General features: G+C 55.9%; 27 protein-coding genes and 1 tRNA gene. 6 read left to right on the forward strand and 22 right to left on the reverse strand.

Translation table 11 applies throughout. The annotated features are described in order from the left end of the window. Nucleotides 1–359: 359 nt before the first annotated feature. Both HF679_RS22180 and HF679_RS22185 read right to left on the reverse strand, forming a co-directional pair. Nucleotides 360–435, reverse strand: a tRNA-Phe gene (locus HF679_RS22180). Between the two features lie 105 nt (nucleotides 436–540). Continuing rightward, nucleotides 541–1,254 (reverse strand): DUF554 domain-containing protein, encoded by a 714-nt coding sequence (locus HF679_RS22185; RefSeq protein ID WP_123756490.1) that lies wholly within the window; start codon nucleotides 1,252–1,254, stop codon nucleotides 541–543. A gap of 438 nt (nucleotides 1,255–1,692) precedes the next feature. Between HF679_RS22185 and HF679_RS22190 the strand changes: the two genes are divergently transcribed. Continuing rightward, complete coding sequence (locus tag HF679_RS22190; protein ID WP_187042379.1) at nucleotides 1,693–3,831, forward strand: ornithine decarboxylase; 2,139 nt, start codon at nucleotides 1,693–1,695, stop codon at nucleotides 3,829–3,831. Nucleotides 3,832–3,900: 69 nt separating this feature from the next. Here the strand turns inward: HF679_RS22190 and HF679_RS22195 are convergent, their stop codons facing one another. The 4 genes from HF679_RS22195 to mutY all read right to left on the reverse strand — a co-directional run bounded on the left by HF679_RS22195 (nucleotide 3,901) and on the right by mutY (nucleotide 7,892). Beyond that, nucleotides 3,901–5,160 (reverse strand): nucleoside permease, encoded by a 1,260-nt coding sequence (locus tag HF679_RS22195; protein ID WP_123756492.1) that lies wholly within the window; start codon nucleotides 5,158–5,160, stop codon nucleotides 3,901–3,903. Nucleotides 5,161–5,397: 237 nt separating this feature from the next. Then, nucleotides 5,398–6,483, reverse strand: a complete 1,086-nt coding sequence (gene mltC / locus HF679_RS22200; RefSeq protein WP_123756493.1) for a membrane-bound lytic murein transglycosylase MltC — start codon at nucleotides 6,481–6,483, stop codon at nucleotides 5,398–5,400. 50 nt (nucleotides 6,484–6,533) lie between these two features. Further along, the gene (locus HF679_RS22205; protein ID WP_123756494.1) at nucleotides 6,534–6,806 is read right to left on the reverse strand and encodes an oxidative damage protection protein; all 273 of its coding nucleotides are present in this window, start codon (nucleotides 6,804–6,806) and stop codon (nucleotides 6,534–6,536) included. A gap of 27 nt (nucleotides 6,807–6,833) precedes the next feature. Beyond that, nucleotides 6,834–7,892 (reverse strand): A/G-specific adenine glycosylase, encoded by a 1,059-nt coding sequence (mutY, locus tag HF679_RS22210; protein ID WP_154144039.1) that lies wholly within the window; start codon nucleotides 7,890–7,892, stop codon nucleotides 6,834–6,836. A gap of 136 nt (nucleotides 7,893–8,028) precedes the next feature. On the opposite strand from mutY, the gene trmB reads away from it, so the two are divergent. Genes trmB through HF679_RS22225 form a run of 3 tightly spaced genes read left to right on the forward strand, consistent with a single transcriptional unit; the run spans nucleotide 8,029 to nucleotide 9,844 of the window. Next, nucleotides 8,029–8,748, forward strand: coding sequence for a tRNA (guanosine(46)-N7)-methyltransferase TrmB (trmB, locus tag HF679_RS22215; RefSeq protein WP_123756496.1), 720 nt, complete (start codon nucleotides 8,029–8,031; stop codon nucleotides 8,746–8,748). After that, nucleotides 8,748–9,074: a YggL family protein gene (locus HF679_RS22220; RefSeq protein WP_123756497.1), complete on the forward strand. Its 327-nt coding sequence runs from the start codon at nucleotides 8,748–8,750 to the stop codon at nucleotides 9,072–9,074. The genes trmB and HF679_RS22220 overlap by 1 nt, the downstream gene beginning before the upstream one ends. A gap of 50 nt (nucleotides 9,075–9,124) precedes the next feature. Continuing rightward, nucleotides 9,125–9,844 carry a DUF2884 domain-containing protein gene (locus HF679_RS22225; protein ID WP_123756498.1) on the forward strand — a complete coding sequence of 240 codons (720 nt, stop codon included), beginning with the start codon at nucleotides 9,125–9,127 and terminating at the stop codon, nucleotides 9,842–9,844. A 53-nt stretch (nucleotides 9,845–9,897) separates the two neighbouring features. Here HF679_RS22225 and HF679_RS22230 read toward each other — a convergent pair whose 3' ends face one another. The 8 genes from HF679_RS22230 to HF679_RS22265 all read right to left on the reverse strand — a co-directional run bounded on the left by HF679_RS22230 (nucleotide 9,898) and on the right by HF679_RS22265 (nucleotide 16,722). Continuing rightward, nucleotides 9,898–11,145: a sugar ABC transporter permease gene (locus HF679_RS22230; protein ID WP_123756499.1), complete on the reverse strand. Its 1,248-nt coding sequence runs from the start codon at nucleotides 11,143–11,145 to the stop codon at nucleotides 9,898–9,900. Nucleotides 11,146–11,149: 4 nt separating this feature from the next. After that, on the reverse strand, nucleotides 11,150–11,986 hold the full coding sequence (locus HF679_RS22235) for an ATP-binding cassette domain-containing protein (RefSeq protein ID WP_123756933.1): 837 nt from the start codon (nucleotides 11,984–11,986) through the stop codon (nucleotides 11,150–11,152). A gap of 58 nt (nucleotides 11,987–12,044) precedes the next feature. Continuing rightward, the gene (locus tag HF679_RS22240) at nucleotides 12,045–13,094 is read right to left on the reverse strand and encodes a sugar ABC transporter substrate-binding protein (RefSeq protein WP_123756500.1); all 1,050 of its coding nucleotides are present in this window, start codon (nucleotides 13,092–13,094) and stop codon (nucleotides 12,045–12,047) included. Between the two features lie 314 nt (nucleotides 13,095–13,408). Then, on the reverse strand, nucleotides 13,409–14,548 hold the full coding sequence (gene hemW, locus HF679_RS22245; protein ID WP_123756501.1) for a radical SAM family heme chaperone HemW: 1,140 nt from the start codon (nucleotides 14,546–14,548) through the stop codon (nucleotides 13,409–13,411). Then, nucleotides 14,541–15,134, reverse strand: a complete 594-nt coding sequence (locus HF679_RS22250; protein ID WP_123756502.1) for an XTP/dITP diphosphatase — start codon at nucleotides 15,132–15,134, stop codon at nucleotides 14,541–14,543. Before HF679_RS22250 ends, hemW begins: the two co-directional genes overlap by 8 nt. 12 nt (nucleotides 15,135–15,146) lie before the next feature. Further along, on the reverse strand, nucleotides 15,147–15,437 hold the full coding sequence (gene yggU / locus HF679_RS22255; RefSeq protein ID WP_123756503.1) for a DUF167 family protein YggU: 291 nt from the start codon (nucleotides 15,435–15,437) through the stop codon (nucleotides 15,147–15,149). Next, on the reverse strand, nucleotides 15,434–16,000 hold the full coding sequence (locus HF679_RS22260) for a YggT family protein (RefSeq protein ID WP_123756504.1): 567 nt from the start codon (nucleotides 15,998–16,000) through the stop codon (nucleotides 15,434–15,436). Before HF679_RS22260 ends, yggU begins: the two co-directional genes overlap by 4 nt. Nucleotides 16,001–16,017: 17 nt before the next feature. Beyond that, entirely contained in the window at nucleotides 16,018–16,722 is a 705-nt protein-coding gene (locus HF679_RS22265; RefSeq protein WP_123756505.1) for a YggS family pyridoxal phosphate-dependent enzyme, read from the reverse strand. Nucleotides 16,723–16,738: 16 nt separating this feature from the next. Between HF679_RS22265 and HF679_RS22270 the strand changes: the two genes are divergently transcribed. Both HF679_RS22270 and HF679_RS22275 read left to right on the forward strand, forming a co-directional pair. Next, nucleotides 16,739–17,719, forward strand: coding sequence for a type IV pilus twitching motility protein PilT (locus HF679_RS22270; protein WP_123756506.1), 981 nt, complete (start codon nucleotides 16,739–16,741; stop codon nucleotides 17,717–17,719). Between the two features lie 334 nt (nucleotides 17,720–18,053). Beyond that, nucleotides 18,054–18,707 (forward strand): LuxR C-terminal-related transcriptional regulator, encoded by a 654-nt coding sequence (locus HF679_RS22275; protein ID WP_123756507.1) that lies wholly within the window; start codon nucleotides 18,054–18,056, stop codon nucleotides 18,705–18,707. A gap of 74 nt (nucleotides 18,708–18,781) precedes the next feature. Here HF679_RS22275 and ruvX read toward each other — a convergent pair whose 3' ends face one another. From ruvX to metK, 8 genes are all read right to left on the reverse strand, one after another. After that, on the reverse strand, nucleotides 18,782–19,198 hold the full coding sequence (gene ruvX, locus HF679_RS22280; protein WP_123756508.1) for a Holliday junction resolvase RuvX: 417 nt from the start codon (nucleotides 19,196–19,198) through the stop codon (nucleotides 18,782–18,784). After that, nucleotides 19,198–19,761: a YqgE/AlgH family protein gene (locus HF679_RS22285; protein ID WP_123756509.1), complete on the reverse strand. Its 564-nt coding sequence runs from the start codon at nucleotides 19,759–19,761 to the stop codon at nucleotides 19,198–19,200. Before HF679_RS22285 ends, ruvX begins: the two co-directional genes overlap by 1 nt. A 400-nt stretch (nucleotides 19,762–20,161) precedes the next feature. Next, on the reverse strand, nucleotides 20,162–21,109 hold the full coding sequence (gshB, locus tag HF679_RS22290; RefSeq protein ID WP_123756510.1) for a glutathione synthase: 948 nt from the start codon (nucleotides 21,107–21,109) through the stop codon (nucleotides 20,162–20,164). 20 nt (nucleotides 21,110–21,129) lie between these two features. After that, nucleotides 21,130–21,861 (reverse strand): 16S rRNA (uracil(1498)-N(3))-methyltransferase, encoded by a 732-nt coding sequence (gene rsmE, locus HF679_RS22295; RefSeq protein ID WP_123756511.1) that lies wholly within the window; start codon nucleotides 21,859–21,861, stop codon nucleotides 21,130–21,132. An 87-nt stretch (nucleotides 21,862–21,948) separates the two neighbouring features. Continuing rightward, the gene (gene endA / locus HF679_RS22300; protein ID WP_123756512.1) at nucleotides 21,949–22,656 is read right to left on the reverse strand and encodes a deoxyribonuclease I; all 708 of its coding nucleotides are present in this window, start codon (nucleotides 22,654–22,656) and stop codon (nucleotides 21,949–21,951) included. A gap of 152 nt (nucleotides 22,657–22,808) precedes the next feature. Further along, a complete protein-coding gene (locus tag HF679_RS22305) occupies nucleotides 22,809–23,324 on the reverse strand; it encodes a SprT family zinc-dependent metalloprotease (RefSeq protein ID WP_123756513.1) in 516 nt (171 codons plus the stop codon). Nucleotides 23,325–23,403: 79 nt separating this feature from the next. Then, nucleotides 23,404–24,798, reverse strand: a complete 1,395-nt coding sequence (locus tag HF679_RS22310; protein WP_123756514.1) for a sugar porter family MFS transporter — start codon at nucleotides 24,796–24,798, stop codon at nucleotides 23,404–23,406. Between the two features lie 403 nt (nucleotides 24,799–25,201). Beyond that, a complete protein-coding gene (gene metK, locus HF679_RS22315; RefSeq protein ID WP_095099323.1) occupies nucleotides 25,202–26,356 on the reverse strand; it encodes a methionine adenosyltransferase in 1,155 nt (384 codons plus the stop codon). Between the last annotated feature and the right edge of the window lie 88 nt (nucleotides 26,357–26,444).

Consider the following 26,444-nt stretch of genomic DNA (forward strand, 5'->3'; position numbering starts at 1 on the left):
AAAACCCGCCATAGGCGGGTTCTTCTAAATAGTGGTGCCCGGACTCGGACTAACGCCGCAGGCGTTGAACAGCGCGCCTGTCGCGCTGGCCCCGGAAGGGGTGAGCGGTTTACCGCGAATAATCGAACGGAGTTCGATGGAGAGTCCGGTTCTCAGAAAGCAAAAAACCCGCCATAGGCGGGTTCTTCTAAATAGTGGTGCCCGGACTCGGACTAACGCCGCAGGCGTTGAACAGCGCGCCTGTCGCGCTGGCCCCGGAAGGGGTGAGCGGTTTACCCGCGAATAATCGAACGGAGTTCGATGGAGAGTCCGGTTCTCAGAAAGCAAAAAACCCGCCATAGGCGGGTTCTTCTAAATAGTGGTGCCCGGACTCGGAATCGAACCAAGGACACGGGGATTTTCAATCCCCTGCTCTACCGACTGAGCTATCCGGGCAACGGGGCGCATTAAAACCGATCCGCCTCGCTGCGTCAACGAAATTTATTCAATTTGATGCAGACTGCACAATCTATCACCAGTTCGAATTAAAAGCACGCATCTTCAGGCGAAAAATGCCGTCCAGGCCAGTGATATCGGCATTGCCAGCAGCAGGGCGGGCAGCATGTTCACCACCGCAAACATCTTAATTCCGCAGATGCGCAGACCCGTTGCCAGCAGCAGCATCCCGCCAACGGCGGTAAAATCTGCCATCATCATCGGCGTTGTCAGCGGCATAATCAACGAGGCGCAGGCCGCCAGCGACAGCTGAATAAGCAGCATCGGTACGCTAATCGCGGAAACCGCAAACCCAAGGGTGCAGGCGAAAATCGTGGCGGTGAAAAAGTCGAGAAAGGCCTTAGCGATCAGTATGCTGGCATCGCCGGTCATGCCCTCGCGCATGGCACCAAAAATCCCCGTACCGCTGGCGCAAAACAGCACGATAATAGCGACGTAGCTCTGTATAAACGACGCATTCACCGGGGCCTTGGTTTTGCCTTTCGGCGTGAGCCATTGCTGGAGCTTGCTCACCAGGGTATTGACGCCTTTTTCCATGTTACAGGCTTCGCCAAGCAGCGTTCCCACCAGCGTTGATAGCACCATTACCGGCAGGTTGGCGCACTTGATCACCAGCAGAATACCAATGCCCAACGAGGCCAGACCAAAAATAGAGGTCATCGACGTGCGGATCCGCTCCGGCAGTCTCTGGCTCAATAGCGCGCCCAGAATACCGCCCAAAAGGACCGCGCCGGCGTTAATAAAAGGTCCTGTAACCACTGTGAAGCTCCTGTTCATTGTCCCTGATCACCGCGTTATTATGACCTGAAAGTGCGGTAAAGGCCTGCGAATATGCCAGCAGATTGCATACAGATTTCATCTTGCGCGGGTATGTCAAAGGTGACATTATTGCGCGAATTTTCTTCTCTTCAACCATGAGGCCGCTGGGATGCTAACACCGTCTGTATATCGCCACTGCCGCAGCGCACAGGTGCATCAGCTGCCTCATCTTGCTACGCTATCTTCTGATGACCTGCCACCCATGCGGTGACGGCAGCGCATGCTCACTGCAGGACAACAGTAAGAGCGGACCCGGTCTGTTTTTACTGATGTCGGGCGGTCGGAGCTGGGATCCAGTCAGACCCTGACAGTTCGTTGGGCAAGGCATTAACGCCTTGCCTGAAGCCTTTTACTCTCCCGAAACGGGTATTCGCGCTAATGAAATCCATGCACATTGCCGCCAGCCACGCGCTGGTTTCTCATCTCTCCACCCACCGCAGCGTGGTGGCGCTGGACAGTACTGATTTTACCGATGTGGCGGCAGTCGTCATTACCGAAGCGGACAGCCGCAGCGGCATCCTCACGCTGCTTAATCGCAGCGGTTTTAATCTGCCCGTCTATCTGCTGAGCGATGCCAGCCCGGCAAAGCCACAGGGCGTAACCGCAGTCATCACCGGTAAAGAACAGGAGTGGCTTGAGCTGGAAGCCTCCGCCTGCAGCTACGAAGAACGTCTGCTGCCGCCGTTTTTCGACACCCTGACCCAGTATGTTGAAATGGATAACAGCACCTTCGCCTGCCCGGGACATCAGCACGGTGCTTTCTTTAAAAAGCACCCGGCAGGCCGTCAGTTCTTTGATTTCTTCGGCGAAAATGTGTTTCGTGCCGATATGTGCAACGCCGATGTTAAGCTCGGCGACCTGCTGATCCACGAAGGATCGGCCAAGCACGCACAGAAGTTCGCGGCGAAGGTCTTCAATGCCGACAAAACCTATTTTGTCCTCAACGGCACCTCGGCGGCGAATAAAGTGGTGAGCAACGCTCTGCTGACGCGCGGCGACCTGGTGTTGTTTGACCGCAACAACCATAAATCCAACCATCATGGCGCGCTGATTCAGGCCGGGGCAACGCCGGTCTATCTCGAAGCCTCGCGCAACCCGTTTGGCTTTATCGGCGGCATCGACGACCACTGCTTTGACGAAAGCTACCTGCGCAAGCTGATTCAGGAAGTAGCGCCGGAGAAAGCCGATGCGCCGCGTCCGTTCCGCCTGGCGGTGATCCAGTTGGGCACCTACGACGGCACGGTCTACAACGCGCGTCAGGTGGTCGATAAAATCGGCAGCCTCTGCGATTACATCCTGTTTGACTCCGCATGGGTAGGCTACGAACAGTTTATCCCGATGATGGCGGACTGCTCGCCGCTGCTGCTCGATCTGCATGAAAACGATCCGGGCATTTTCGTCACGCAGTCGGTGCATAAGCAGCAGGCCGGGTTCTCGCAAACCTCGCAGATCCACAAGAAAGATAACCACCTGCGTGGCCAGGCGCGGTTTTGCCCGCACAAGCGGCTGAATAACGCCTTTATGCTGCACGCCTCGACCAGTCCGTTTTACCCGCTCTTTGCGGCGCTGGATGTTAACGCCAAAATCCACGAAGGGGAGAGCGGCCGTCGCCTGTGGGCGGAGTGCGTGGCGCTGGGGATTGAAGCGCGTAAAGCGATTATCGCCCAATGCAAAATGATCCAACCGTTTGTGCCGCCGCAGGTGGCAGGACGTCCGTGGCAGGACTATCCCACCGAAGAGATCGCGGCTGAACGTCATTTCTTCAGCTTTGAGCCAGGCGCCCGCTGGCACGGTTTTGAAGGCTACGCCCAGGATCAGTACTTCGTCGACCCTTGCAAACTGCTGCTGACCACGCTGGGCATCGATGCTGAAAGCGGTGAATATACTGACTTTGGCATCCCGGCGACGATTCTGGCGCACTATCTGCGTGAGAACGGTATCGTGCCGGAGAAGTGCGACCTCAACTCGATTCTGTTCCTGCTCACCCCTGCCGAGAGCGCCGAAAAGCTGGCTCAACTGGTGGCGATGCTGGCGCAGTTCGAACAGCATATCGAAGCCGACACCCCGCTGGCCGACGTACTGCCGACCATCTATAACAAATACCCGGTTCGCTATCGCGACTATACCCTCCGTGAGCTGTGTCAGGAGATGCACGACCTGTACGTCAGTTTTGAGGTGAAAGACCTGCAAAAAGAGATGTTCCGCAAACAGAGCTTCCCGCGCGTGGTGATGAACCCGCAGGATGCAAACCGCGAGTTTATCCGCGGTAACGTTGAGCTGGTGCGTTTGAGCGAGGCCGAAGGCCGCGTTGCCGCCGAAGGGGCGTTACCGTACCCGCCGGGCGTGCTGTGCGTGGTGCCGGGGGAAGTCTGGGGCGGCGCGGTGCTGCGCTACTTCCTGGCGCTGGAAGAGGGCGTCAATATGCTGCCTGGTTTCTCGCCTGAATTGCAGGGGGTCTACAGTGAAACGGACCCTGATGGCATCAAGCGGCTGTATGGTTACGTGCTGAAGGCTTAAAAAAAACGCCCCGTCGGGAAGGCGGGGCGCTGCATAGTGTTGCTTTCTGGTATCGCTACCCGTGGCGTATTAATGCGCGGTGGTAGCCTGTGCGCCTGCCGGTGCGCGGACGTGTTTGTACTTAAACAGGGCGATAAAGGCGATAGCCAGCACCAGTGAGTATGCCGCAAAGATCAGCCATACCGGCTGCCAGTCGGTGATACCGTTGGTGGTATACATCTCCACCACTTTCCCGCTCACCACGCCGCCGAGAATGCAGCCGAAGCCGTTGGTCATCATCAGGAACATCCCCTGGGCGCTGGCGCGGATTTCCGGCCGCACTTCTTTCTCGACAAACACCGAACCAGAAATGTTGAAGAAGTCGAAGGCGCAGCCGTAGACAATCATCGACAGCACCAGCAGCACGGTACCGAACGGCGTCGGGTCGCCATAGGCAAACAGACCGAAGCGCAGCATCCAGGCGAAGATACTGATGATCATCACATTCTTGATGCCGTAGCGGCTCAGGAAGAACGGGATGGTCAGAATGAACAGGGTTTCCGAGATCTGCGAGATCGACATCATCACCGACGCGTGCTCAACGATAAAGCTGCCGGAGAACAGCGGGTTGTTATCGAAGCTGTGCAAGAAGGTGTTCCCGAACATGTTGGTGATTTGCAGCTCAGCGCCTAACAGCATTGAGAAGATAAAGAAAATCGCCATGCGCTTGTTTTTGAACAGGGCAAACGCGTCCAGGCCCAGCATGGTGCTCCAGCTCTGGTTTTTCTGCTGATTCGAGACCGGGATATGCGGCAGCGTCAGGGTGAACAGCGCAAGGACAATGGAGAGCGCTGCGCCGATATACAGCTGCATATGGCTCAGTTCAAAGCCGGCAAAGCTCACGCCCCACATGGCGATGATAAAGCCGATGGTGCCCCAGATACGGATCGGCGGGAAATCGGTCACGATATCCATACCGGCGGATTTCAACCGGTAGTAGGAGATGGTATTGATTAAGCCCAGCGTTGGCATATAGGCCAGCGAGTTAAGCAGGATGACAAAGAACATTTCTCCTGGCGTGGTGACCTGGGCCGCCATAAACAGCGTACCGGCTCCCACCAGGTGACACAGCGCATACACCCACTTTGCGCTGACCCATTTATCCGCCACGATCCCCAGCAGCGTCGGCATCAGAACCGCCGCAATACCGAGCGAACTATACACGGCACCGATAGACGCGCCATCGAACTTGAGCGTCACAAACATATAGGAGCCGAGTGTTGTCAGCCAACTACCCCACAGGCAGAACTGCAGAAACGACAAAATTTTAAGCTGCAGCTTAAGGTTCATGTTATTTTCCTCACAAAATGGCGGGGTTCTTGTTTTGTTAATTACATACAGGGTTGCTGTTTGATGCGATTCTATCAGCCCCGGTGGTTATGTTTTGTTACCTTCCGCAAAAAAATGCAATCCACATTAGCTTGCAGATTAAATTGTGATGCAAATAACATTTTCGTATGAAGTGCAGGCGAGGGCGATGGAATACCCGGCCCTTTCTGGTCGCGAAAGGGCGGGTGGGGAGGACGTTTATTTCCGGCGGTAGGACTTCTGCGCGGTATTTACCTTATACAGGTAACGGCGTGATTCTGCGGACGGATGGCGATTGGTGATGGTGGAGTAAACATCGCCCGGCGTCATGCTGTTAATGATGTTAGCGGCCTGAACCTTATCGCTGGAGAAGATGCGCAGCACGCTGCCCGCTCCCCCGTTATAGGCGGTGATCACCGCATAGCGCCGCGAGGTCGGGTTATCGATGCCTGACAGATAGACGTTATTCAGCATCGCCAGATAGGCGGTGCCGGTATCGATGTTATTTGCCGGGTCGAACAGATAGCTACGGCTTGGCAGCCCCGATTTACCCTGCGAACGATAGACGTCTTTCCCGGCGCTGTGCTGAACAACCTGCATCAGGCCCAGCGCATCGGCATGGCTGACGGCATACGGGTTAAAGGACGATTCCGTTTGCATAATCGCCAGAATCAACGACTCATCCACGCCATATTTCCGCGCCGACTGACGAACGTAGCCGATGTACTTATGCGCACGTTTGTCGAGGTGGTTGGGCACCAGATTGATGGTAATGCTGTAGATGATGCGCAGGCCGTTGCTGCGACTTTTCAGCCGCGTCTGCAGCAGATAGTCGGCATAGCGCGAGGCGCGCCACTCCCAGCGGATCGGATCGCCGTGGTTATCGACCACCTGGCCGTACAGGAACGGCTCTTTCGAGATCTGAATATCGTCGGCGTCGGAGTAGAGATCGATGGAACCCGGATCGTCGCCCATCAGCAAGGTCTTAATGATCGTCTGGCGTAAACGGCCGGTCGGATCGGTACCTGCGATGGTCTCGACGGTAATGGTCCCCTCATCAAAGTTGATGTGGCTACGGGTCTGATACTGATCGGTGTATTTGACGTAGTCCTTCGGCCCGGCGAGCAGGACTTCTTTATAACCCCAAATATTTTCAATGTTATGGGCAAACTGCCCCATCAGAATATCGAAGCCGTTGGTGTCCTTGACCCAGGCTTCGTTATACCCGGCGCCCTTTTTATTAGAGCTGGAACACGAAACGAGCAAAGGCGCGATGAGCGCTAGCGCTAAATATTTTTTCATCATTCCGGGAGTGTGCGTTGTGTTTGTTGTGCTTAAGGGTCATCTGACGACGACTATTTTTCTGGCGGCGTGTAGCCTTCAATGTGCACATCTTTCCCTTCAAACAGGAACTTGATCATCTCTTGTTCCAGCAGCTTGCGGTGTTCCACGTTCATCATGTTGAGCTTCTGCTCGTTGATTAACATGGTCTGCTTATGCTGCCATTGCGCCCAGGCTTCTTTAGAAATCTCGTTATAGATACGTTTGCCTAGCTCGCCCGGATACAGCTGGAAATCCTGGCCATCAGCTTCACGCTGCAGGAAAGTACAAAAAATCGTTCTGCTCATTAGTGATCCTCTTTGTTCGCCAGAAAGCTATGCCAGCGCCCCGGCTTTCAGTTGTTGCAACAGGCGCTCGACGGGAGCGGCCAGTCCGACCGACGGTGGCTGCGCTAAGTTATACCAGAGTGCGTTGCCTTCATCCATGCATGACCCGGATGAATCTACCTTAAGCCACATCGGGACGATATCCAGATGAAAGTGGCTGAAAGTATGGCGGAACGCGGTCATCTGCGTCAGAGTATCGGCCTTAATTTGCCGCTGAGCCAGCCATTCACGCAGTGCGGACTCCTCCTCAAACTGCGGAAAGCAGAATAATCCGCCCCACAATCCCACCGGCGGACGCTGGGCAAGAAACACCTCATTACCGTGCTGCATCAGCAGCAAATAGCCGGTACGTTCCGGAATAATCTGTTTCGGTTTTTTGCCAGGATATTGCGCCCAGGAATGGTTTGCATAGGCAATGCAGCCATTATGCAGCGGGCAAATTTCGCATTTGGGCTTTGAACGGGTGCAGACAATCGCCCCGAGATCCATCATCGCCTGGTTAAAACGCTCGACCCCGTTGGCCGGCGTGACCTCTTCGCTGATCTGCCACAGACGCTTCTCCACCTCTTTTTTCCCCGGCCAGCCGCTAACCGCGTAGCAGCGTGCCAGCACCCGCTTGACGTTGCCATCGAGAATGGGGAAATGCTGGCCGAGAGAAAGCGATAAAATAGCGCCCGCCGTCGAGCGCCCGACGCCGGGCAGCGCGGCCACTTCGTCAAAGGTCTGGGGGAATTCACCGCCGTGCTGGTTGGCCACCTGCTGCGCGGCCTTATGTAGGTTACGCGCGCGGGCGTAATAACCCAGCCCGGTCCACAGGTGCAGGACTTCATCCAGCGGCGCCGCAGCCAGGTCGGTCACCGTCGGGAAGCGCGCCATAAAGCGTTCAAAATAAGGGATAACCGTTGTGACCTGGGTTTGTTGCAACATCACTTCGGAGAGCCATACTTTGTAAGGCGTTTTGCCGATTTGCCACGGCAGGGTTTTACGGCCGTATTTGTCGTACCAGTCCAACACCTGGGTTGAAAATTGCGCGGCGAGAAAAGTCAAAGGTACAGCTCCGGAATCGCGAGAACAGGGTGGCAGATTGCAGCATAAGGGCGACAGGCTGTAAACCCTTGCATCCGTCGGGTAACTTTGGATAATGCCCGTTTTCCGAACACTTTCACAAGCAGACTTAACTTTTATGAAAAACGACGTCATATCTCCGGAATTCGATGAAAACGGCCGCCCGCTGCGCCGCATTCGTAGCTTCGTCCGCCGCCAGGGGCGCCTGACTAAAGGGCAACAGCACGCGTTGGATAACATTTGGCCGGTGATGGGCGTTGAATTCAACGAAGCGCCACTCGACTTCTCCGCGCTGTTTGGCCGCGAAGCGCCGGTGACCCTGGAAATCGGTTTCGGCATGGGCGCCTCGCTGGTGGCGATGGCGAAGGCCAAACCCGAGCAGAATTTCCTCGGTATTGAAGTCCACTCGCCTGGCGTCGGGGCATGTCTGGCCTCCGCAGAAGAAGAGGGCGTCCAGAACCTGCGCGTCATGTGTCACGATGCGGTGGAAGTGCTGCACACCATGATCCCGGATAACTCCCTGAATATGGTGCAGCTGTTTTTCCCTGACCCGTGGCATAAAGCGCGTCATAATAAACGCCGTATCGTCCAGGCACCGTTTGCTGAGCTGGTTAAAAGTAAGCTGAAGCTGGGCGGCGTCTTCCATATGGCGACCGACTGGGAAGCCTATGCAGAGCACATGCTGGAAGTGATGTCATCGCTCGACGGCTATCGTAACCAGTCGGAAAGCAACGATTACGTACCGCGCCCGGAATCGCGCCCGGTAACCAAATTTGAACAGCGTGGTCATCGTCTTGGCCACGGCGTATGGGACTTAATGTTCGAGAGGGTAAAATAATGGCAAAAAATCGTAGCCGTCGTCTGCGTAAAAAAATGCATATCGATGAGTTTCAGGAGATCGGTTTTTCCGTTGCATGGCGTTTCCCAGAAGGGAGCACTGAAGATCATATCGACCAGACCGTGAACGATCTGATCGATGAAGTGATTGAGCCGAACAAGCTGGCGTTTGACGGCAGCGGCTACCTCTCCTGGGAAGGTCTGATCTGCATGCAGGAAATCGGCAAGTGCACGGAAGAGCATCAGGCTCTCGTGCGCAAGTGGCTGGAAGATCGCCAGCTCGCCGATGTACGCACCAGCGAACTTTTTGACGTCTGGTGGGACTAAGTTTGACAAGGGTCGGCAATTGCCGACCCGTTTTGTCTTAAGGGAGCTTTATGATGCGCAAAACGCTGTTGGCGGTGGCATTGTCCGTTACCGCTCTGTCCGCGCATGCGGACTACCAGTGTAGCGTCACGCCGCGTGACGATGTGATCCTCAGTCCGCAAAAAGTACAGGTTAAAGGGGAGAACGGCGATCTGGTGATAATGCCGGACGGCAACCTCACCTGGAACGGAAAGTCGTATACCCTGACTGCGGCCCAGCGCGAGCAAGCACAGGATTATCAGGCCGGTTTGCGCAGCAGCCTGCCGTGGATTGATGAAGGCGCGCGCACCAGAGTCGAAAAAGGGCGTCAGGCGCTGGATAAAATCATCACCGAACAGGTGGGCGCCAGCAGCAGCATGCATGGCCGCCTGACCAAGCTCGACGCGCAGCTTAAAACCCAGATGAACCGGGTTATCGAACATCGCAGCGACGGCCTGACCTTCCACTATAAAGCGATCGATCAGGTGCGGGCCGACGGTCAGCAGCTGGTGAACCAGGCGATGGGCGGCATCCTGCAGGACAGCATTAACGAGATGGGCGCCAAAGCGGTGCTGAAAGGCGGCGGCAACCCGTTACAGGGGATCCTCGGCAGTCTCGGCGGCCTGCAAACGGCGATTCAGGAAGAGTGGAAAAACCAGGAAGCGGATTTCCAGAAGTTTGGTAAAGACGTGTGCAGCCGGGTGGTCTCCCTGGAAGACAGCCGCAAGGCGCTGGTGAGCACTCTGAAGTAACGCCTTTCGCGGTGTGCCACGGTCAGCGCCGGGACACACCGCATTCAGTTCACTCAGGCACGCCCGTGGGAAACACGAGAGCGGCGGGCCAGAGAGTCAATAATCACCGCAATCGCCAGTACGCAGCCGGTAATGATGTAGCGCAGCGACGACGGCAGATTCAACAGCGTCAAACCATTCGAAATTGCCTGAATCACGATGATCCCCAGCAGCGCGGACCACGCGCTACCGCGTCCACCGAACAGGCTGGTACCGCCGATGACCGCGGCGGCAATCGCGTTCAGGTTCACATCGCCGGTCCCGGCCTGCTGGCTGGCGGAGGCGAGACGAGACGCCGCCAGAATCCCGCCGAAGGTCGCCAGGGTGGTACAGAGCATAAAGGCGCTGACGTAGATGGCCCGCACGTTGATCCCCGAGCGGCGAGCGGCCTCGCGGTTGCCGCCGACGGCAAACATCGAACGCCCCCACTGGGTACGCTTGAGCGCATAGTTGAGTACCATTACAAACGCCACGAACAGGCCGAAGATCCAGGGTACACCGCGCCCGAGGTTTAGATAGAACACGGCGGCTTCAAAAATCGCCGTTAACACAATGGCGCGCAGCAGCAACGAGCCGACAGCTTCCGCCGAGAGGTTCGCCGCCAGCCGACGGGTCCGCGTTTTGAGGCCAAAAACCACCATCGCCAGTCCGGGCAGCAGCGCCATCAGGTGAGAGAACCAGCCGGGCATCACCATCAATTGCCCGAAACGCACCAACGGCGAGGCGTAGGGCAGGTTGATACTGCCGCTGGGACCGAGGATATACAGCTGCAGCCCGAGCAGCGCCAGCAGGCCGGCGAGCGTCGCCACGAAGCTTGGCATCCCGACTCGGGTATACAGTAGTGCGTAAATCAGGCCGACGCCCAGGCCGCACAGCAGCGCGACGGCGATGGCGGCGGCTACCGGCCAGCCGGCATTCACCCACAGTACACCGACTATCGCCGAGGCGAGGCCGCTCATGGAGCCGACGGAGAGGTCGATCTCTCCGAGCATCAACACGCAGACAATACCCAGCGAAATAAAGCCCACGGTGGCGCAGTCAAACAGCAGGTTGACCAGGTTATTGGGGGCGATAAACACCGGGTTGAGCCAGGTGAAGACCAATGAGATCACGATCAGGCCGGCGATGACCGGGGCGGTGCCGAGATCGCCGGTCCTGATGCGATTGATTTGCGCACGCACCACGCCGAACAGGCCATCGTTGTGCCGGACGCGCTCATCGCTACGATCCAGGGCAGGGCGAGATTCTATCTTGCTGTTCATAACGTTAACTCACTTCAGTAGAACGTAACTGTGATTTCCGTTCGACACGGCGTGACACGGCATTCTCGGTCGCACCGGTAATCGCCGCCACCAGATCCTGGTTTGACGCATCGGGAGTGAAAATGCCCTTGTTGCGACCCAGCCGCAGGACCACAATCCGGTCGGCCACCGCGCGCACGTCTTCCATGTTGTGGCTGATAATAATGACCCCGAGCCCGCGCTCGCGAACGCGTTCAATCAGGTTCAGCACCTCTGCGGTCTGCGCGACGCCAAGCGCCGCGGTGGGTTCATCGAGCATGATGATTTTGGGGTTCATCAGCAGCGAACGCGCAATCGCCACGGTCTGGCGTTGGCCGCCGGAGAGCGAAGCGATCGGCTCGCGCACCGACGGGATCCTGGCCGCCAGCTCCTGCAGCAGGGTCCACGCCCGAACCTCCATCGCAACTTCATCCAGCTGGAAAGGCGCGATCTCGTGGCCTAAAAACAGGTTGGCCACCACATCGAGATTTTCGCACAGCGCTAAATCCTGAAAGACCGTGGCAATGCCGTATTCCAGCGCTTTGCCGGGGCTGTCGAGGGTGATGATGTTGCCGTCGAATTCAATGGTCCCGGCGGTGGGCTGGTGTACGCCAGCGAGGATTTTCACCAGCGTTGATTTACCCGCGCCGTTATCGCCGACCAGCGCGACCACTTCCCCGGCGTGGACTTCCAGCTCGATATCGGTCAATGCGCTGACCGCACCGAAGTGTTTCGAGACCTGACTCAGTTTCAAAATGGGTTGCCTGGTGCTGGCGACATGGTCTGGTTTTGGTGTGTGTTCGTGCGACTGTGCTTGCAACATAAAAGAGACCTCAATCATGGCGAAACTACGCCCGTCGCTGAAGACGGGCGCAGGGACATCACTGCTTCTCGATACCTAATTTCTGGCAGGCGGCGGCATAGTCGCCGCTGCAAACCTGAGCGTAGGTCTGGATCTTTTTATCGAAGATTTCCGCTTTGATATTTTTGGCGGTGATCACCGCCGGGGTAAACAGCTGCGAAGGCGTGTTGTACAGCGTGGTGCTCGCCTGCGGTTTCTTACCCTGAATGAGTTCCACGGCGACTTTTGCCGCGGCGGCGGCAACGATTTCTGACGGTTTGGAAATGGTGTTGTATTGGTCGCCGGCGATGATGAGCTGCAGTGCAGCGATGGTGGCGTCGTTTCCGGTGACCGGCGGGACGGGCTGAACGCCGGCGGCTTTGAAGGCGGCAATCGCACCGCCGCCGGTGCCGTCATTGGCGGCGACCACGCCTTTAATCTTGTCGCCAAAGCGGGTTATCTGCCCGGCGGCCCACTCCTGCGCTTTCGGCGGCGCCCACTCCGGCGTGTCAAACTCCGCCAGCGTAGCGTAGCCCGACTCTTTCAGACCACGGTGGATACCATCGCGGATCAGCCCCGCGGCGGCATCGGTCGGCGAGCCGTTAATCTGCAGAACCCCGGCCCCTGTTGGCACGCCGCTCTCTTTCAGATGGTTAACCAGCGACTGGGAAATAGCGTAGCCGATACCTTCGTTATCAAAAGAGACGTAAAAATCCGCCGGTTTGCCGGGGATTGGACGGTCATAGGCGATCACTTTCACATCCTGCGCCTGGGCATTTTCCACCAGCGCGGCGGCGGCAGAAGAGTCCACCGGGTCGAGTACGATAATCTTCGCCCCCTGGGCGATGACCGAGTTGAACTGCTGCTGTTGCAGCGTCGCGCTGGCGTTGGCGTTTTGATAAATGACCTTACAGTCCGCGCACAGCTTGCTCATTTCGGCTTTGAAGCCCGGGAAATCATGCTGCTCATATCGCGTGGAGGCCTGATCGGGCATTAAAAAGGCCACGGTCGCGGATTCTGCCGCCTGTGCCGAGGCGGCCAGGCTGCCGGAGATTGTTGCGAGTGCGATAAAAATATTACGGTAATTCATTGTATTACCCTCTTTTTTATAGGCGTGTTCCCGCCGGGGTTGAGCCGGCGTCACTCAGACTTTTTTAATAAGAGTTACCAATAATTCACATGTAGGATACTTCGGTTTTACATTTGCTCAACCGATGAAGCAGGATTACCATTGCCTAAAAAAGGAGTCAAGAAATGGAAAAATGTCGATGCAGATCTGTGACTGGTCGCAAAGAACTGAATAAAAAACCAGCAACTGATTTGACCGAAACGCGGGTGAAAAACAGGGTGGGATGAGGGCGGAAAGTGCACGAAAAAACGGGCGGTGGGGAACCGCCCGATGAATTACGCTTCGCTGAGGAACAGCTCCAGCAGCGAGTTTAAAAACAGCTTACCGTGCTCGGTTATCTGCCAGTATTGCGCATCTTCGGTCAGATAGCCCTGCGCGAGGGCAGCCTCGATTTGCGGGCGGATCGTGCTTTCATCCAGGCCGGTATAGCGGCTGAATTCTTCGCGCGGCGCCGCTTCCAGCAGACGAAAACGGTTCATAAAGAACTCGAACGGCTTATCGCAGGCTTCCACATCATGCTGGCGTTCTAGGTAACGCCCTTCCATGTAGCCGCGCGGGTGGCGGGTTTTGGCCGTACGCAGAATTCGCCCGTCCGGGAAGGTGATTTTGCCGTGCGCGCCGCAGCCGATGCCAAGGTAGTCACCAAAGCGCCAGTAGTTCAGGTTGTGCTGACACTGATAGCCAGGTTTAGCGTAGGCCGAGGTTTCGTACTGCTGGTAGCCCGCAGCGCTCAGCAGAGCATGGCCCTGCTCGTAGATGTCCCACAGCGCGTCGTCATCCGGCAGTACCGGCGGACGGGAGCCGAACAGGGTATTTGGCTCAATGGTCAGCTGATACCAGGAGAGATGCGGCGGATCGAGTTCGATGGCCTGGCGCAGATCGTCCAGCGCCTCTTCCAGCGACTGATCCGGCAGGCCGTGCATCAGGTCGAGGTTAAAGCTGCGCAGCCCGAGGCCGCGGGCCAGATGCGCCGCGCGTTTGGCTTCGTCAGGGCCATGAATACGGCCAAGGCGTTGCAGCTTAGGTTCACTAAAACTTTGTACCCCGATGGAGATGCGATTGACCCCCGCGCGCTGATACTCAACGAAGCGATCGGCCTCCACGGTGCCAGGGTTGGCCTCCATGGTGATCTCCGCATCGGCGGCCAGCGGCAGGCAGGCGCGTACACCATCCAGCAGGGTTTGCATCGCCGGGCCAGAAAGCAGGCTCGGCGTACCGCCGCCGATGAAAATAGTGCCGATTTCACGTCCCTGAGCATAGGCGGCATCGGCCCGCAGGTCGCTCAGCAGATGCTGCACGTAATCGTCGTGCGGCACCTCGCCTTTCAGCGCGTGCGAGTTGAAGTCGCAGTACGGGCATTTCTGCACGCACCAGGGAATATGAATATACAGGCTCAGAGGCGGCAAATTAGCCATTACGTAATGCTTCCAGTAACAGTTTCAAGGCGCGTCCACGGTGGGAGATCGCGCTTTTTTCTTCACGGCTGAGTTCCGCTGCGGTTTTACCCTCAGACGGCACAAAGAAGATCGGGTCGTAGCCGAAGCCACCCTGGCCTGCCGCCTGACGGGTAATCACGCCAGGCCAGCTGCCGTGGCAGACGATCGGCGTCGGGTCAGCCGCATGTCGCATATAGACCAGCACGCAGTGGAACTGCGCCTGGCGCTTGTCGTCCGGGACGTCCTGCAGGGCATCCAGCAGCTTCTCCAGGTTCTGCTGGTCGCTGGCGTCTTCGCCGCTGTAACGTGCAGAGTAGATCCCCGGCGCGCCGCCCAGGGCATCGACCGCAATACCGGAGTCGTCAGCAATTGCCGGTAAGCCGGTGATCTCAGCGGCATGGCGGGCTTTCAGAATCGCGTTTTCGATAAAGGTCAGCCCGGTTTCTTCCGCGGAATCCACGCCCAGCTCGGTTTGAGCGACGATATCCAGACCAAAATCTTCCAGCAGCGAGGCCAGCTCGCGGACCTTCCCGGCATTACCGGTGGCGAGAACAACTTTTTGCATCATTAATCCTGTTTATTCTGTCAGCGCCGCGACCGCGGTCGGGATCTGTTGCGGGTTGATGATTTTTATCTGTTTGTGGCGGCCAAGCTCTCCTTTTTCAAGCAGTACCTGGCTTTTCGCGACACGAAACTGTTTGGCGAGGAATTTAACCAGATGGGCGTTAGCCTGGCCATCAACGGGTGGTGCGGTAATGGCGACTTTGAGTTCGTCGCCATGTAACCCAACAATGCTATCACGGCTGGCCTTGGGCTGAATATACAGCCGCAACACCAGCCCGTCAGCGCAGAGTTCGACGGCACTCATAGCGCCATCCATAACCCCGGAAGCAGGACGTTGCCGGTTGCCTGCAGCAGTTCAGCGACGCCCATATTGACCACGTACAGCAGCAGAACCAGTACCATTGGCGAGAAGTCGATTCCGCCCATCGACGGCAACATTTTGCGAATCGGACGCAGCAGCGGGTCAGCCAACTGCATCAACACAAACTCAACCGGGCTGCGGCCCTGGCTTACCCAGCTCATGATAGCCATCAGCAGCAGCACCCAGAAGATCAGCAGGCCGATGGTTTTGAGCAGAATCAGCAGCGCGGAAATCCAGATAATCGGCTGGAAGGTGACCACCATAAACAGCACGATGGCTTTCACCACGCAGAGGATAAATGCGATCAGCAGCGATGAGCTGTCGATGGGGCCCATGGCCGGGATAATGCGGCGCAGCGGCCCGACGACAGGTTGGGTGACCTTAACGATAAACTGCGAAAAGGGATTGTAAAAGTCGCAGCGTGCCCACTGCATCCAGACGCGTAGCAACATGATCATTGTGTAGAGCTCAATGACGGTTGCCAGCAGGAAAGTCAACGTCTTCATGGCGTTCCTCAGATTCCTTAATTATTGCTATAGTCGCGCGCACCGAAAATTGCGGTACCGATGCGCACCATGGTGCTTCCCGCCGCGATTGCGGCTTCCATATCGTCCGACATGCCCAGAGATAATGTATCGACCGTAGGGTATTGCGTTTTCAACCGCGCAAATGCTACCGCCATTTGTTGGGCCACGGCAAACTGCCTTACATATTCTGACTCTGGTGCCGGAATCGCCATCAGCCCGCGTAGCTGCAGGTTTGGCAGGGCGGCAATCTCTGCCGCCAGGGCATCCAGCGCGTCCGGAAGAATGCCAGATTTGCTCTGCTCGTCGCTAATATTTATTTGAATCAATACGTTCAGCGGCGGTAGATGCGAAGGGCGCTGTTCACTTAGTCGCGTGGCGATTTTCAGACGATCGACGGTGTGGCACCAGTCAAAATGTTCCGCCACCAGACGACTTTTGTTGGACTGTAATGGCCCAATAAAGTGCCATTGCAGATGGCTGGCGCCGGCCTGCTGGAAGTGGCGAATTTTCTCCACCCCTTCCTGAACATAGTTTTCACCAAAAGCCACCTGGCCTGCTGCTATCGCCTCTTCAATCGCGCTCGCAGGTTTTGTTTTACTCACTGCAAGCAACATCACTTCTGCTGGATCGCGGCCGCAACGTGCGGCAGCGTCTGAGATTTTGTCCCGGACCTGTGCCAGGTTATGCGCAATATCGTTCATATTCCGAGGATGAGTTATGGAGCTGGAAGAAATCGTGGCCCTTAGTGTAAAGCATAACGTCTCCGATCTACACCTGTGCAATGCGTCACCACCCCGCTGGCGGCGACAGGGAAAACTGGAACCCGCACCATTTCATACGCCGGATATCGTGCAGCTGCTTCATGAGCGGCTTAACGATAAGCAGCTCGCGCACTGGCAGGCTGACGGCCAGGTCGATTTTGCCTTAACGCTGGCCGCCGGCCCACGGCTGCGCGTCAGCGCTTTTTGTCATACGCGTGGGATATCGCTGGCGCTGCGCCTGCTGCCGGAAAGCTGTCCTCAGCTCCCCGCGCTCCGGGTTCCGGACGCGCTGACGGAACTGCTGAATGAAGAGAGCGGTTTGATTCTGGTGACCGGCGCCACCGGCAGCGGAAAGTCCACCACCCTGGCGGCGATGGTTCATCACCTCAATCAGCAGCGTGATGGCCATATTCTGACCCTCGAAGATCCGGTGGAGTTTATACACCGCAGCGAGCGCTGCCTGGTGCAGCAACGTGAAATCGGACGTGACTGTCCCTCCTTTACTTCCGCTCTGCGGGTTGCACTGCGTCAGGACCCCGATGTTATTTTGCTGGGGGAGCTGCGCGACAGCGACACCATCCGTCTGGCACTGACTGCTGCAGAGACCGGCCATCTGGTGATGGCAACGCTGCATACCCGCGGTGCGGCGCAGGCCGTTGAGCGTCTGGTTGACGTTTTCCCGGCGCAGGAGAAAGAGCAGGTCCGCAGCCAGCTGGCGGGAAGCCTATGTGCCGTCCTCGCACAGAAATTGTTACCTACTGTGTCAGGCGACAGAATTGCGCTATACGAGCTTTTGGTGAATACCCAGGCGGTGGCAAATTTGATCCGTGAGGGGAAAACTCACCAACTGCCTGGCGTGATGCAAACCGGGCAGCAGGCCGGAATGCAGACTTTTACGCAAAGTTTTCAACAGCGTGTGGCATCCGGTCTGTTATAGGCGTTGGTTTATTATTCAGTTGTCATGCCAGTGGGGTGTTATCGCAATGTTTTATTAATGTTTGCGGCTATTGCAGTTGAATATTACTCAGCGTAAATAACCAGGCCAAATGAATGACGGTAGTCAAGCCCGTAGTGCATTGTTCTCTCATATTTAAGAAAAAAGTAAGATTATCTTTTGACACTTTTCGTAGGTTCGACTTATGCTGTTTGTGGGAATAGGACTTTTCCCATGAAATATTGTTTTAATTTGTAAATTTTTTAATTTTTTGTAATTTTAAGTTTAATTAACTTAACCGCCAAGATGGTGGGTTGCTTGCTAAGGAGAGTTTTAAGTGATTAATTTATCAGGTGATTATTCTGATTCTCGTCAGGTTTTCTTTATTACCCATCCGTCAATTCAGAGTAAGGCGTTCGCCTCGTATCTGACGGATTCATTGTCGGTCATGGTGACGATTCATAATATCAATAAGCCGCTAACTCAGCGTTTGCCGAAAGATGCTGTAATATTGTTTGATATTGCCGTGTCGAATAAAAAGCTGAATGGCCTGTGGCGGGATATTATTCGCTCTTATGCTGACAGCCCGCGTTTGCTGATTATCAACAGCGCGCAGAAATATGAACTCTATGAAATGGCGCAGTGGCCGGCACTGTACGGCGTCTTCCGCCATGACGATGATGAATCGCGCTTAATTGAGGGCGTTAAGGCCGTATTAAATGGCGAACAGACGGCTGAATTGAGCGTGATGCACCCGGCGATGTATGCCGCGGATCATGCATCGATCCCTGCGGAAAGCTCGCCGCTGACCGAGCGTGAGTGCGAAATTCTGAATGAGCTACGCTGTGGCGCCACCAATATGGACATTGCCCGGGCACTGTTTATCAGCGAAAACACCGTACGTACTCATCTGTACAACGTTTTCCGCAAGCTGAGCGTGAAAAACCGTACCCAGGCCGTCAGCTGGGCAAATGAAAATTTGCGTCACTAAGATGTTCTAACGCTCAGAGGAAGCGATGGCGCCATGCGATGTGCATAAGAAGGCACCATCCGCCTGAGGGTGATTCAGAAACCCTGCTCGAAGTAGCTTTCGAGAATAATCACTGCGGAAGCCGAATCAATACTGCCTTTGTTCAGAGCGCGGAACCCGCCGTGCTCGAAAAGCCCGGCACGGGCTTCCACGGTACTGAGGCGCTCGTCGTGTAAGGTGATTTTGACCCCAAAACGGCCATGAATCTTATTGGCAAAATTGCGCGCCCGCGCGGTTAGCGGCTGCTCGGTGCCGTCCATATTCAGCGGCAGGCCGACGATAACGGCTTCTGGCTGCCACTCTTTTAGCAGCTTTTCGATCAGGTTCCAGTCCGGCTTGCCGTCCTGCGCTTTGAGGGCCGGAAGAGGGCGGGCGGTCCCGGTAATTCGCTGACCGACGGCGACACCGATGCTTTTGGTGCCGAAATCAAAACCCAGTAATGTTCCGCTCATTATGCGTGCCCCGCGACGCCAGACATCGTCACAATATCGATACCAATCAGCTTAGCCGCGTCGCGCCAGCGGTCGGCGATAGGGGTTTTAAACAAAATATTCTGATCTGCCGGGGCCGTCAGCCAGGCATTATCCAGAATCTCCTGCTCCAGCTGTCCTTTCTCCCAGGAGGAATACCCGAGAGCGACCAGCACGTTATCGGGCTGCTTATCCGTACCGAGTGTTTCCAGCACGTCACGGGAAGTGGTAATCACCGTGTTATCAGAAATGCGAATGCTGGAGGAAAAATCAGACGGGGGCGAGTGCAGAATAAAACCGCGGTCTTCCGCCAGAGGGCCACCAAGCATCACCGGCTTATCCAGGCGAATGTCCGGGTTACGTGGCTCAGCGACAATCTTCAACTTCTCCAGAATGCCGTCAATCTGCAGGTTTTCCAGCGGCTTATTGATGATAATCCCCATGGCGCCATCCTCATTATATTCGCAGATATAGACCACGGAGCGGCGGAACATAGGATCCTGAAGAGCAGGCATGGCAATCAGAAAGTGATGCTGTAAATTCATTGTCAGAGGTTCTGTTCCTGGTTCAAAAAGCAGCAGTTAGTATGCGGGTAAACCCTGGACCTGTCGATTCAACTTTATCTTTCAGGCGACAGATGCGTTGATTTCCTCGCTCGAACCGGTCACATAGAAAACTATGCTCCCGGTTTCTCGCTGCGTCATCGCCTTCCTGTCACCCGAAATCTTTCGTTGAATCTGGCGATTATCTTTCAGGCGGCAGATGCGTTGATTTCCTCGCTCGAACCGGTCACATAGTAAACTATGCTCCCGGTCTCTCGCTGCGTCATCGCCTTCCTGTCACCCGAAATCTTTCGTTGAATCTGGCTAAAGATGCGTAGATTGTTTCGCTCGGACCAGGATTCTTATGAGGGGCATTCTGCCCCTCTGTGTGGCCTGAACCCGCTTACTTGCTGAGGCGCTTTTCGATAGCGTCCATCAGCATACCGGTGATGGAGATCGGGAATGCGGCTTCGATTTCACGCACGCAGGTCGGGCTGGTCACGTTAATTTCCGTCAGGCGATCGCCGATGATATCCAGGCCGACGAAAATCAAACCTTTGGCCTTCAGCGTCGGGCCGACGCGGCGGGCAATGGCCCAGTCGCTCTCGCTTAACGGACGCGCTTCACCGCGACCGCCGGCGGCCAGGTTGCCACGGGTTTCACCACCCTGCGGGATACGCGCCAGGCAATAAGGAACCGGCTCGCCATCGACAACCAGCACGCGCTTATCGCCATCCTTGATCGCCGGCAGATAGTTCTGCGCCATGCAATAACGGCTACCCAGCTCCGTCAGCGTTTCCGCAATCACCGGCAGGTTAGGGTCGCCTTCTTTCACGCGGAAAATGGAAGTGCCGCCCATCCCGTCCAGCGGTTTAAGAATAATATCGCCGTGTTTCTCCCAGAAGGCTTTCAACTGGGCTTTATTGCGGGTGACCAGGGTTTCCGGCGTCAGGTCGGCGAACCAGGCGGTAAACAGCTTCTCGTTACAATCGCGCAGGCTCTGCGGCTTGTTGACGATCAGCGTACCTTTATCTTCGGCGCGCTCCAGAATATAGGTGGCATAAATAAACTCGGTATCGAACGGCGGATCCTTACGCATCAGAATGACGTCGAGGTCCGCCAGCGGCAGATCCTGCTCGCCGGTGAAGTCGTACCACTTATCGTAATTTTGCTCCACGCTCAGCGTACGCGTGCGTGCGCGTGCTTCACCGTTGATTAAGTACAGGTCGTTCATCTCCATATAATGGAGTTCATAGCCGCGACGCTGCGCTTCCAGCAACATGGCGAAGCTGGTGTCTTTCTTGATGTTGATGGTTGCGATGGGGTCCATCACGATGCCGAGCTTGATCATTGTTATTCTCCGTTAACGCTTCAACCTAAGTCGCCAAAACGCACCTGCAGGGCGGTGATGGCAGTGAGCGCAGTTGTCTCTGTACGCAGAACGCGCGGTCCCAACAGAATATCAGTAAACTGGTAGCGAGCGGTCATCGCGATCTCTTCCGCCGACAGACCGCCTTCCGGCCCAATCAGCAAACGAACGCGCTCGACCGGCAGCGGCAGCGTGTTAATACTGGCGCTGGCACGTGGGTGCAGGTTGAGCTTCAGGCTATCATCCTGCTCGGCACACCAGGCTTCCAGCTGCATCGCCGGGCGAATCTCCGGCACCACGTTGCGGCCGCTCTGCTCGCAGGCGGCAATGGCAATTTTCTGCCACTGTTGGATCTTTTTCTGCAAACGTTCGGCATCCAGTTTAACGCCGCAGCGCTCGGAAAACAGTGGCGTTATGAGGCTTACACCGAGTTCAATCGACTTTTGAATGGTGAATTCCATCTTTTCGCCGCGCGACATCACCTGGCCGAGGTGGATGTGCAGCGGTGACTCGCGGTCGTCGGTCTCAGCGCTGAGCACCTCAACCAACACGTTTTTTTTGCCCGCTTCGGCAATCACCGCGTTGAACACCTGATTACTGCCGTCGAAAAGCTGAATTTCCTGGCCTTTACCCATACGTAATACGCGGCCAACGTGGTTAGCGGCATCTTCTGAAAGGGCGAGCTGGCTACCTACCGTAATCGGTTCCGGGTGGTGGATGCGAGGGATGCGCATGCTTGATATTCCGTTCTACGCGCAGGTTCACCGTTGCCGGAAGGCCGGGGGATGAACCTGCAAATTAACAATTGTCGCTAGTGTAGGTTAGCTCTTTTGCGCCTGGCAAGCTTGCTGGACATATGGATTGTGGTTGCCCTGGACTTTGGCGATACGTTCGTCGCGCTCGCACTCCCAGGAGCTCACCGGATACATCTTATCCCAGGCGGTAAACAGCTGGGTTTGCTGACGCGAGAGGGTCAGCTGATAGGTATCACGCATATAGAAGTAGGTACGGGCGATCGCACCGCGAGCGCGGGCAGGCGGCTCGGCGACTTTGTCTTTAAAATCGACTTTCATGGCGCACTGGCCGTACTGGCCTTCGCCGCCGTTCCACTGACCGTACATAAAGTTTGCGCGATCGCCGTTCACCTCACCGACCGCCGGCTGCAGGTTGTGCATATCGCTTTCTATTTTGCGATACACCGGGTCTTTGGCGCAGTTTTTACGTCCGCCATCCTGCCAGCACTGGCGCTGATGGCCAAACTGCCACGCGGGTACCACGTGCTCCCACTCAACCCGGCTGGCGCGGTTTTCATTTTTACGCACTTTATAGCCGCAAGATTCCAGATCGATAACGCCTTTTTTCCCCTGCCAGTTAATTTTACAGCCGCAGTAAAAATCACCGGGCGCGTCGGCATTCACTTTCACACCGGCGGATTTGGCCTGGGAAAAACTGTTGATTCCTTCGGCCGCAACCTGGCCACTGAACGCTGCGGTCAATAACGCCGCGGCAATAACATCAATACGGGACATCGTAAACTCCGTGTCAAAACGAGCCCGCAACGTAGCGAATGCGATTGTCAGATGCAATCAGCTAGATCAGAAAATTTCCAGTTATTGCCGTCACATAGCAAAGTCCCGACGAGTGGTTGATGCCACCCTCCCGCCTGACGGGTTTGCCAGTGTTACTCAGAAGGGGTCTGTTTGTCGGCGACCAGCAGATCGCCGCAGCGCACGCAGCGGTAGGTTGCTTCGCCCCGCACCACACGGTTGTGGCGGCGCACGGTGAGCTGATGTTGCTGGCACTGACAGCGATAGGGGAAGGTGTTCTGGCGAACCGAGTCGAGTTCGAATCGGTGGGTGCGTTTGGCTTCGACGCCGAGCACGCTTTCCATCATCCATTTCCACTCTTTCCCGTGCGGCGCCACGCGACCGAAGTGTTTCCACGTCAGTAAATGCGCCAGCTCATGAGGCACCACCTCGTCGATAAAGTCCTGCTGGTTTTCCAGTAGTAGCACCGGGTTGAGACGAATTTCATTTTTTTCCAGCCAGGCGGTGCCGGCGGAGGTACCACGCTGCTGATAGACCAGGGTTGGTTCCGGGTACTGGCGGCCCAGTTTGAGGTTCGCCTGGGCAAGTTTTTCCCGCAGGCTGCGCATGACGGCCTGTTGAATAGCGATGGGGATGCGGGGTGTTTTCATAGCGCCAGAGGATAGTGCGCTGCGACGGGGAGAGCAAGGGAAAGACGCTTCCTCCCGCCAAGGGAGGAAGCGTAGAAGGTTAGTTGCGAGCGCCGATTTCGCGCAGCTTACGGCCACTCATCAGGTTACGCTCGATGTGCTCCAGCGAAACGCTTTTGGTTTCCGGGATAAGCCACAGTGTTACGAAAATAAACAACACGTTCAGACCACCGTAAACCCAGAAGGTGTTCGCGCTGCCCAGCGAGTTAAGCATGGTCAGGAAGGTCGCCCCGACGATCATGTTGGCAATCCAGTTGGTCGCCGTTGAGCAGGTGATACCGAAATCGCGGCCTTTAAGCGGCTGAATTTCAGAGCACAGAACCCAGATCAGCGGACCGGCGCTCATGGCGAAGCCAACGATAAACATCAGCAGCATCAACACGGAGAAGTACTGTGCAGCCGCAGAGTGGATCCCGATGTGCATCATTGAGCCCAGCACGCCCATACCGACGGCCATCACGATAAAGCCGAGGATCAGCGTTGGCTTACGGCCCCAGCGGTCAACCAGTCCGATGGCGATAAAGGTCGCCAGCACGTTGGTCAGACCGACGATCACGGTCCCCCACATCTGCTCGGTGGTGTTCGCATAGCCTGCCAGTTCAAAAATTTTCGGCGCGTAGTACATGATGACGTTCATACCGGTGAACTGTTGCATCACCTGCAGCAGAACACCAAGGAACACCGCGCGACGGAAGTTACTGTTTTCTTTAAATAACGCCCAGCCAGACTGTTTGATCTTCAGGCTTTCACGGATTTCATCCAGCTCGCGTTTGGCTTCGGCGCTGGTATCACGCAGACGCAGCAGTACGCGTTCGGCATCCACGAAGCGGCGTTTGGCGGCAAACCAGCGCGGGCTGTCCGGCAGGAAAATCACGCCGACCAGCAGCAGGATCGCCGGGATGATAATGACGCCCAGCATCCAGCGCCATGCGCCGGTGTAGCTGAAGGCGGTATCCGACAGATAGGCGCCGAGGATCCCGATGGTGATCATCAGCTGATACATCGAAATCATGCTGCCGCGGATTTTTTCCGGGGCGATTTCAGACAGGTACAGCGGTGCGGTATACGAGGCGACACCAACGGCCAGGCCAAGCAGAACGCGGGAGATAAGCAGGACTTCCACGTTCGGCGCAGCTGCTGAGAACAGCGAGCCGGCAACGAACAGGATAGCGCCGATCATCAGGCTCTTTTTACGACCAAGGCGGAAGGAGAGCCAGCCGCTGCCCACGGCACCGACGGCGGCACCGAACATCATGGAACTCACCACCCATTCCTGAGTGTGAGCGCTTATCTGGAACTCGTTGGCAATAAAAGGTAAGGCACCTGCAATGACGCCGATATCAAGGCCGAAAAGCAGGCCAGCCAGCGCGGCGAGGAAACAGACAAAGAACGTCATCGTTTTGTTCGAGCGCCCTTGTTTTTTGTTGTCAGGCATAACGCCCTCCAGTTGAGTTATTGATTCTGTCGATGGTTAGAGTAGGGGAGTCGATGACAAAAAAACGTGATAGCAATCACGACTGTGTAAACGGTTACACAAGGGTAAAGAAATGTAATCTGTTAAATATTATTAAATTCAAATAGATAAATGATTATAAAGCTAGCGTAAAAAAGCGGTAATCAGACAATGCTGAAACATTATGCAACATAGTGAAAAGTTGTTTCACTAACCGATGTTAATGGGTAATGAACGGCGGTTATGCTCATGTAATCGCTTTCATTAGTGGGCGAAGGGTAAATAGCGCAGCGGCAGAAAACGGCACAGGGGGCTGAAAGGCAGGGAAAGGGCGCAATAAAAAGGCCAGCGCTAGGCTGGCCTGTTCAGCAGAAAAGCAGCGGGATTATTTTAGACCGGCAGCTTCACGCAGCAGTGCGGCTTTGTCGGTTTTTTCCCATGGGAAATGTTCGCGACCAAAGTGACCGTATGCAGCGGTTTCTTTGTAGATCGGGTGCAGCAGGTCCAGCATCTGGATCAGGCCGTATGGACGCAGGTCGAAGAATTCACGCACCAGCAGCGTCAGCTGCTCAGAGGCGATTTTCTCGGTACCGAAGGTCTCTACCATGATGGACGTTGGTTCAGCCACGCCGATGGCGTAGGAAACCTGAATCTCACAACGGTCAGCCAGGCCAGCAGCAACGATGTTTTTTGCCACATAACGGGCTGCGTAGGCCGCAGAACGGTCAACTTTAGATGGATCTTTACCGGAGAACGCGCCGCCGCCGTGACGAGCCATGCCGCCGTAGGTATCCACGATAATTTTACGACCGGTCAGGCCGCAGTCGCCCATTGGGCCGCCGATAACAAAGCGTCCGGTTGGGTTGATGAAGAATTTGGTGGCGCTGTTCAGCCATTCGGTCGGCAGAACCGGCTTGATGATCTCTTCCATCACCGCTTCCTGCAGCGATTTCTGATCGATATCTTCGGCGTGCTGAGTCGACAGAACTACCGCGTCGATACCGACGATTTTGCCGTCATCGTACTGGAAGGTCACCTGGCTTTTCGCATCCGGACGCAGCCACGGCAGGGTGCCGTTTTTACGCACTTCAGCCTGACGCTGCACCAGACGGTGAGCATAGGTGATCGGCGCTGGCATCAGCACGTCGGTTTCGTTAGTCGCATAGCCAAACATCAGGCCCTGGTCACCGGCGCCTTGTTCCAGCGGATCGGCACGGTCAACGCCCTGGTTGATGTCCGGAGACTGTTTGCCGATGGCGCTCAGTACGGCACAGGAATTGGCATCAAAGCCCATATCGGAATGCACATAGCCAATTTCACGAACCGTATTACGGGTGATCTCTTCGATATCAACCCATGCGCTGGTGGTGATTTCACCGCCAACCAGCACCATGCCAGTTTTGACATAAGTTTCACATGCGACGCGCGCTTTCGGATCCTGCTCGAGGATCGCATCTAACACTGCATCGGAGATTTGGTCAGCAATTTTGTCTGGATGCCCTTCTGATACGGACTCGGACGTAAATAGGTGTTTTGCCATGTTTTATTTTACCTGTGGAGTATTCGTGTAGCTCATACTGTTGTGTGGATTAGCTTCGGTGGATGATTCTACCAAAGCTTGCAGGTAG

It is taken from the genome of Enterobacter sp. JUb54 (genome assembly GCF_014298075.1).
In the GTDB taxonomy this organism is placed as follows: Bacteria; Pseudomonadota; Gammaproteobacteria; order Enterobacterales; family Enterobacteriaceae; genus Klebsiella; species Klebsiella lignicola.

What these genes read in the sequence shown, in the direction of transcription:
- HF679_RS22190 (WP_187042379.1), top strand. Translation starts at nt 1,693, where the DNA reads ATGAAATCCATGCACATTGCCGCCAGCCACGCGCTGGTTTCTCATCTC.
- HF679_RS22195 (WP_123756492.1), bottom strand. Translation starts at nt 5,160, where the DNA reads ATGAACCTTAAGCTGCAGCTTAAAATTTTGTCGTTTCTGCAGTTCTGC.
- mltC (WP_123756493.1), bottom strand. Translation starts at nt 6,483, where the DNA reads ATGATGAAAAAATATTTAGCGCTAGCGCTCATCGCGCCTTTGCTCGTT.
- HF679_RS22205 (WP_123756494.1), bottom strand. Translation starts at nt 6,806, where the DNA reads ATGAGCAGAACGATTTTTTGTACTTTCCTGCAGCGTGAAGCTGATGGC.
- trmB (WP_123756496.1), top strand. Translation starts at nt 8,029, where the DNA reads ATGAAAAACGACGTCATATCTCCGGAATTCGATGAAAACGGCCGCCCG.
- HF679_RS22220 (WP_123756497.1), top strand. Translation starts at nt 8,748, where the DNA reads ATGGCAAAAAATCGTAGCCGTCGTCTGCGTAAAAAAATGCATATCGAT.
- HF679_RS22225 (WP_123756498.1), top strand. Translation starts at nt 9,125, where the DNA reads ATGATGCGCAAAACGCTGTTGGCGGTGGCATTGTCCGTTACCGCTCTG.
- HF679_RS22230 (WP_123756499.1), bottom strand. Translation starts at nt 11,145, where the DNA reads ATGAACAGCAAGATAGAATCTCGCCCTGCCCTGGATCGTAGCGATGAG.
- HF679_RS22235 (WP_123756933.1), bottom strand. Translation starts at nt 11,986, where the DNA reads ATGTTGCAAGCACAGTCGCACGAACACACACCAAAACCAGACCATGTC.
- HF679_RS22240 (WP_123756500.1), bottom strand. Translation starts at nt 13,094, where the DNA reads ATGAATTACCGTAATATTTTTATCGCACTCGCAACAATCTCCGGCAGC.
- hemW (WP_123756501.1), bottom strand. Translation starts at nt 14,548, where the DNA reads ATGGCTAATTTGCCGCCTCTGAGCCTGTATATTCATATTCCCTGGTGC.
- HF679_RS22250 (WP_123756502.1), bottom strand. Translation starts at nt 15,134, where the DNA reads ATGCAAAAAGTTGTTCTCGCCACCGGTAATGCCGGGAAGGTCCGCGAG.
- yggU (WP_123756503.1), bottom strand. Translation starts at nt 15,437, where the DNA reads ATGAGTGCCGTCGAACTCTGCGCTGACGGGCTGGTGTTGCGGCTGTAT.
- HF679_RS22260 (WP_123756504.1), bottom strand. Translation starts at nt 16,000, where the DNA reads ATGAAGACGTTGACTTTCCTGCTGGCAACCGTCATTGAGCTCTACACA.
- HF679_RS22265 (WP_123756505.1), bottom strand. Translation starts at nt 16,722, where the DNA reads ATGAACGATATTGCGCATAACCTGGCACAGGTCCGGGACAAAATCTCA.
- HF679_RS22270 (WP_123756506.1), top strand. Translation starts at nt 16,739, where the DNA reads ATGGAGCTGGAAGAAATCGTGGCCCTTAGTGTAAAGCATAACGTCTCC.
- ruvX (WP_123756508.1), bottom strand. Translation starts at nt 19,198, where the DNA reads ATGAGCGGAACATTACTGGGTTTTGATTTCGGCACCAAAAGCATCGGT.
- HF679_RS22285 (WP_123756509.1), bottom strand. Translation starts at nt 19,761, where the DNA reads ATGAATTTACAGCATCACTTTCTGATTGCCATGCCTGCTCTTCAGGAT.
- gshB (WP_123756510.1), bottom strand. Translation starts at nt 21,109, where the DNA reads ATGATCAAGCTCGGCATCGTGATGGACCCCATCGCAACCATCAACATC.
- rsmE (WP_123756511.1), bottom strand. Translation starts at nt 21,861, where the DNA reads ATGCGCATCCCTCGCATCCACCACCCGGAACCGATTACGGTAGGTAGC.
- endA (WP_123756512.1), bottom strand. Translation starts at nt 22,656, where the DNA reads ATGTCCCGTATTGATGTTATTGCCGCGGCGTTATTGACCGCAGCGTTC.
- HF679_RS22305 (WP_123756513.1), bottom strand. Translation starts at nt 23,324, where the DNA reads ATGAAAACACCCCGCATCCCCATCGCTATTCAACAGGCCGTCATGCGC.
- HF679_RS22310 (WP_123756514.1), bottom strand. Translation starts at nt 24,798, where the DNA reads ATGCCTGACAACAAAAAACAAGGGCGCTCGAACAAAACGATGACGTTC.
- metK (WP_095099323.1), bottom strand. Translation starts at nt 26,356, where the DNA reads ATGGCAAAACACCTATTTACGTCCGAGTCCGTATCAGAAGGGCATCCA.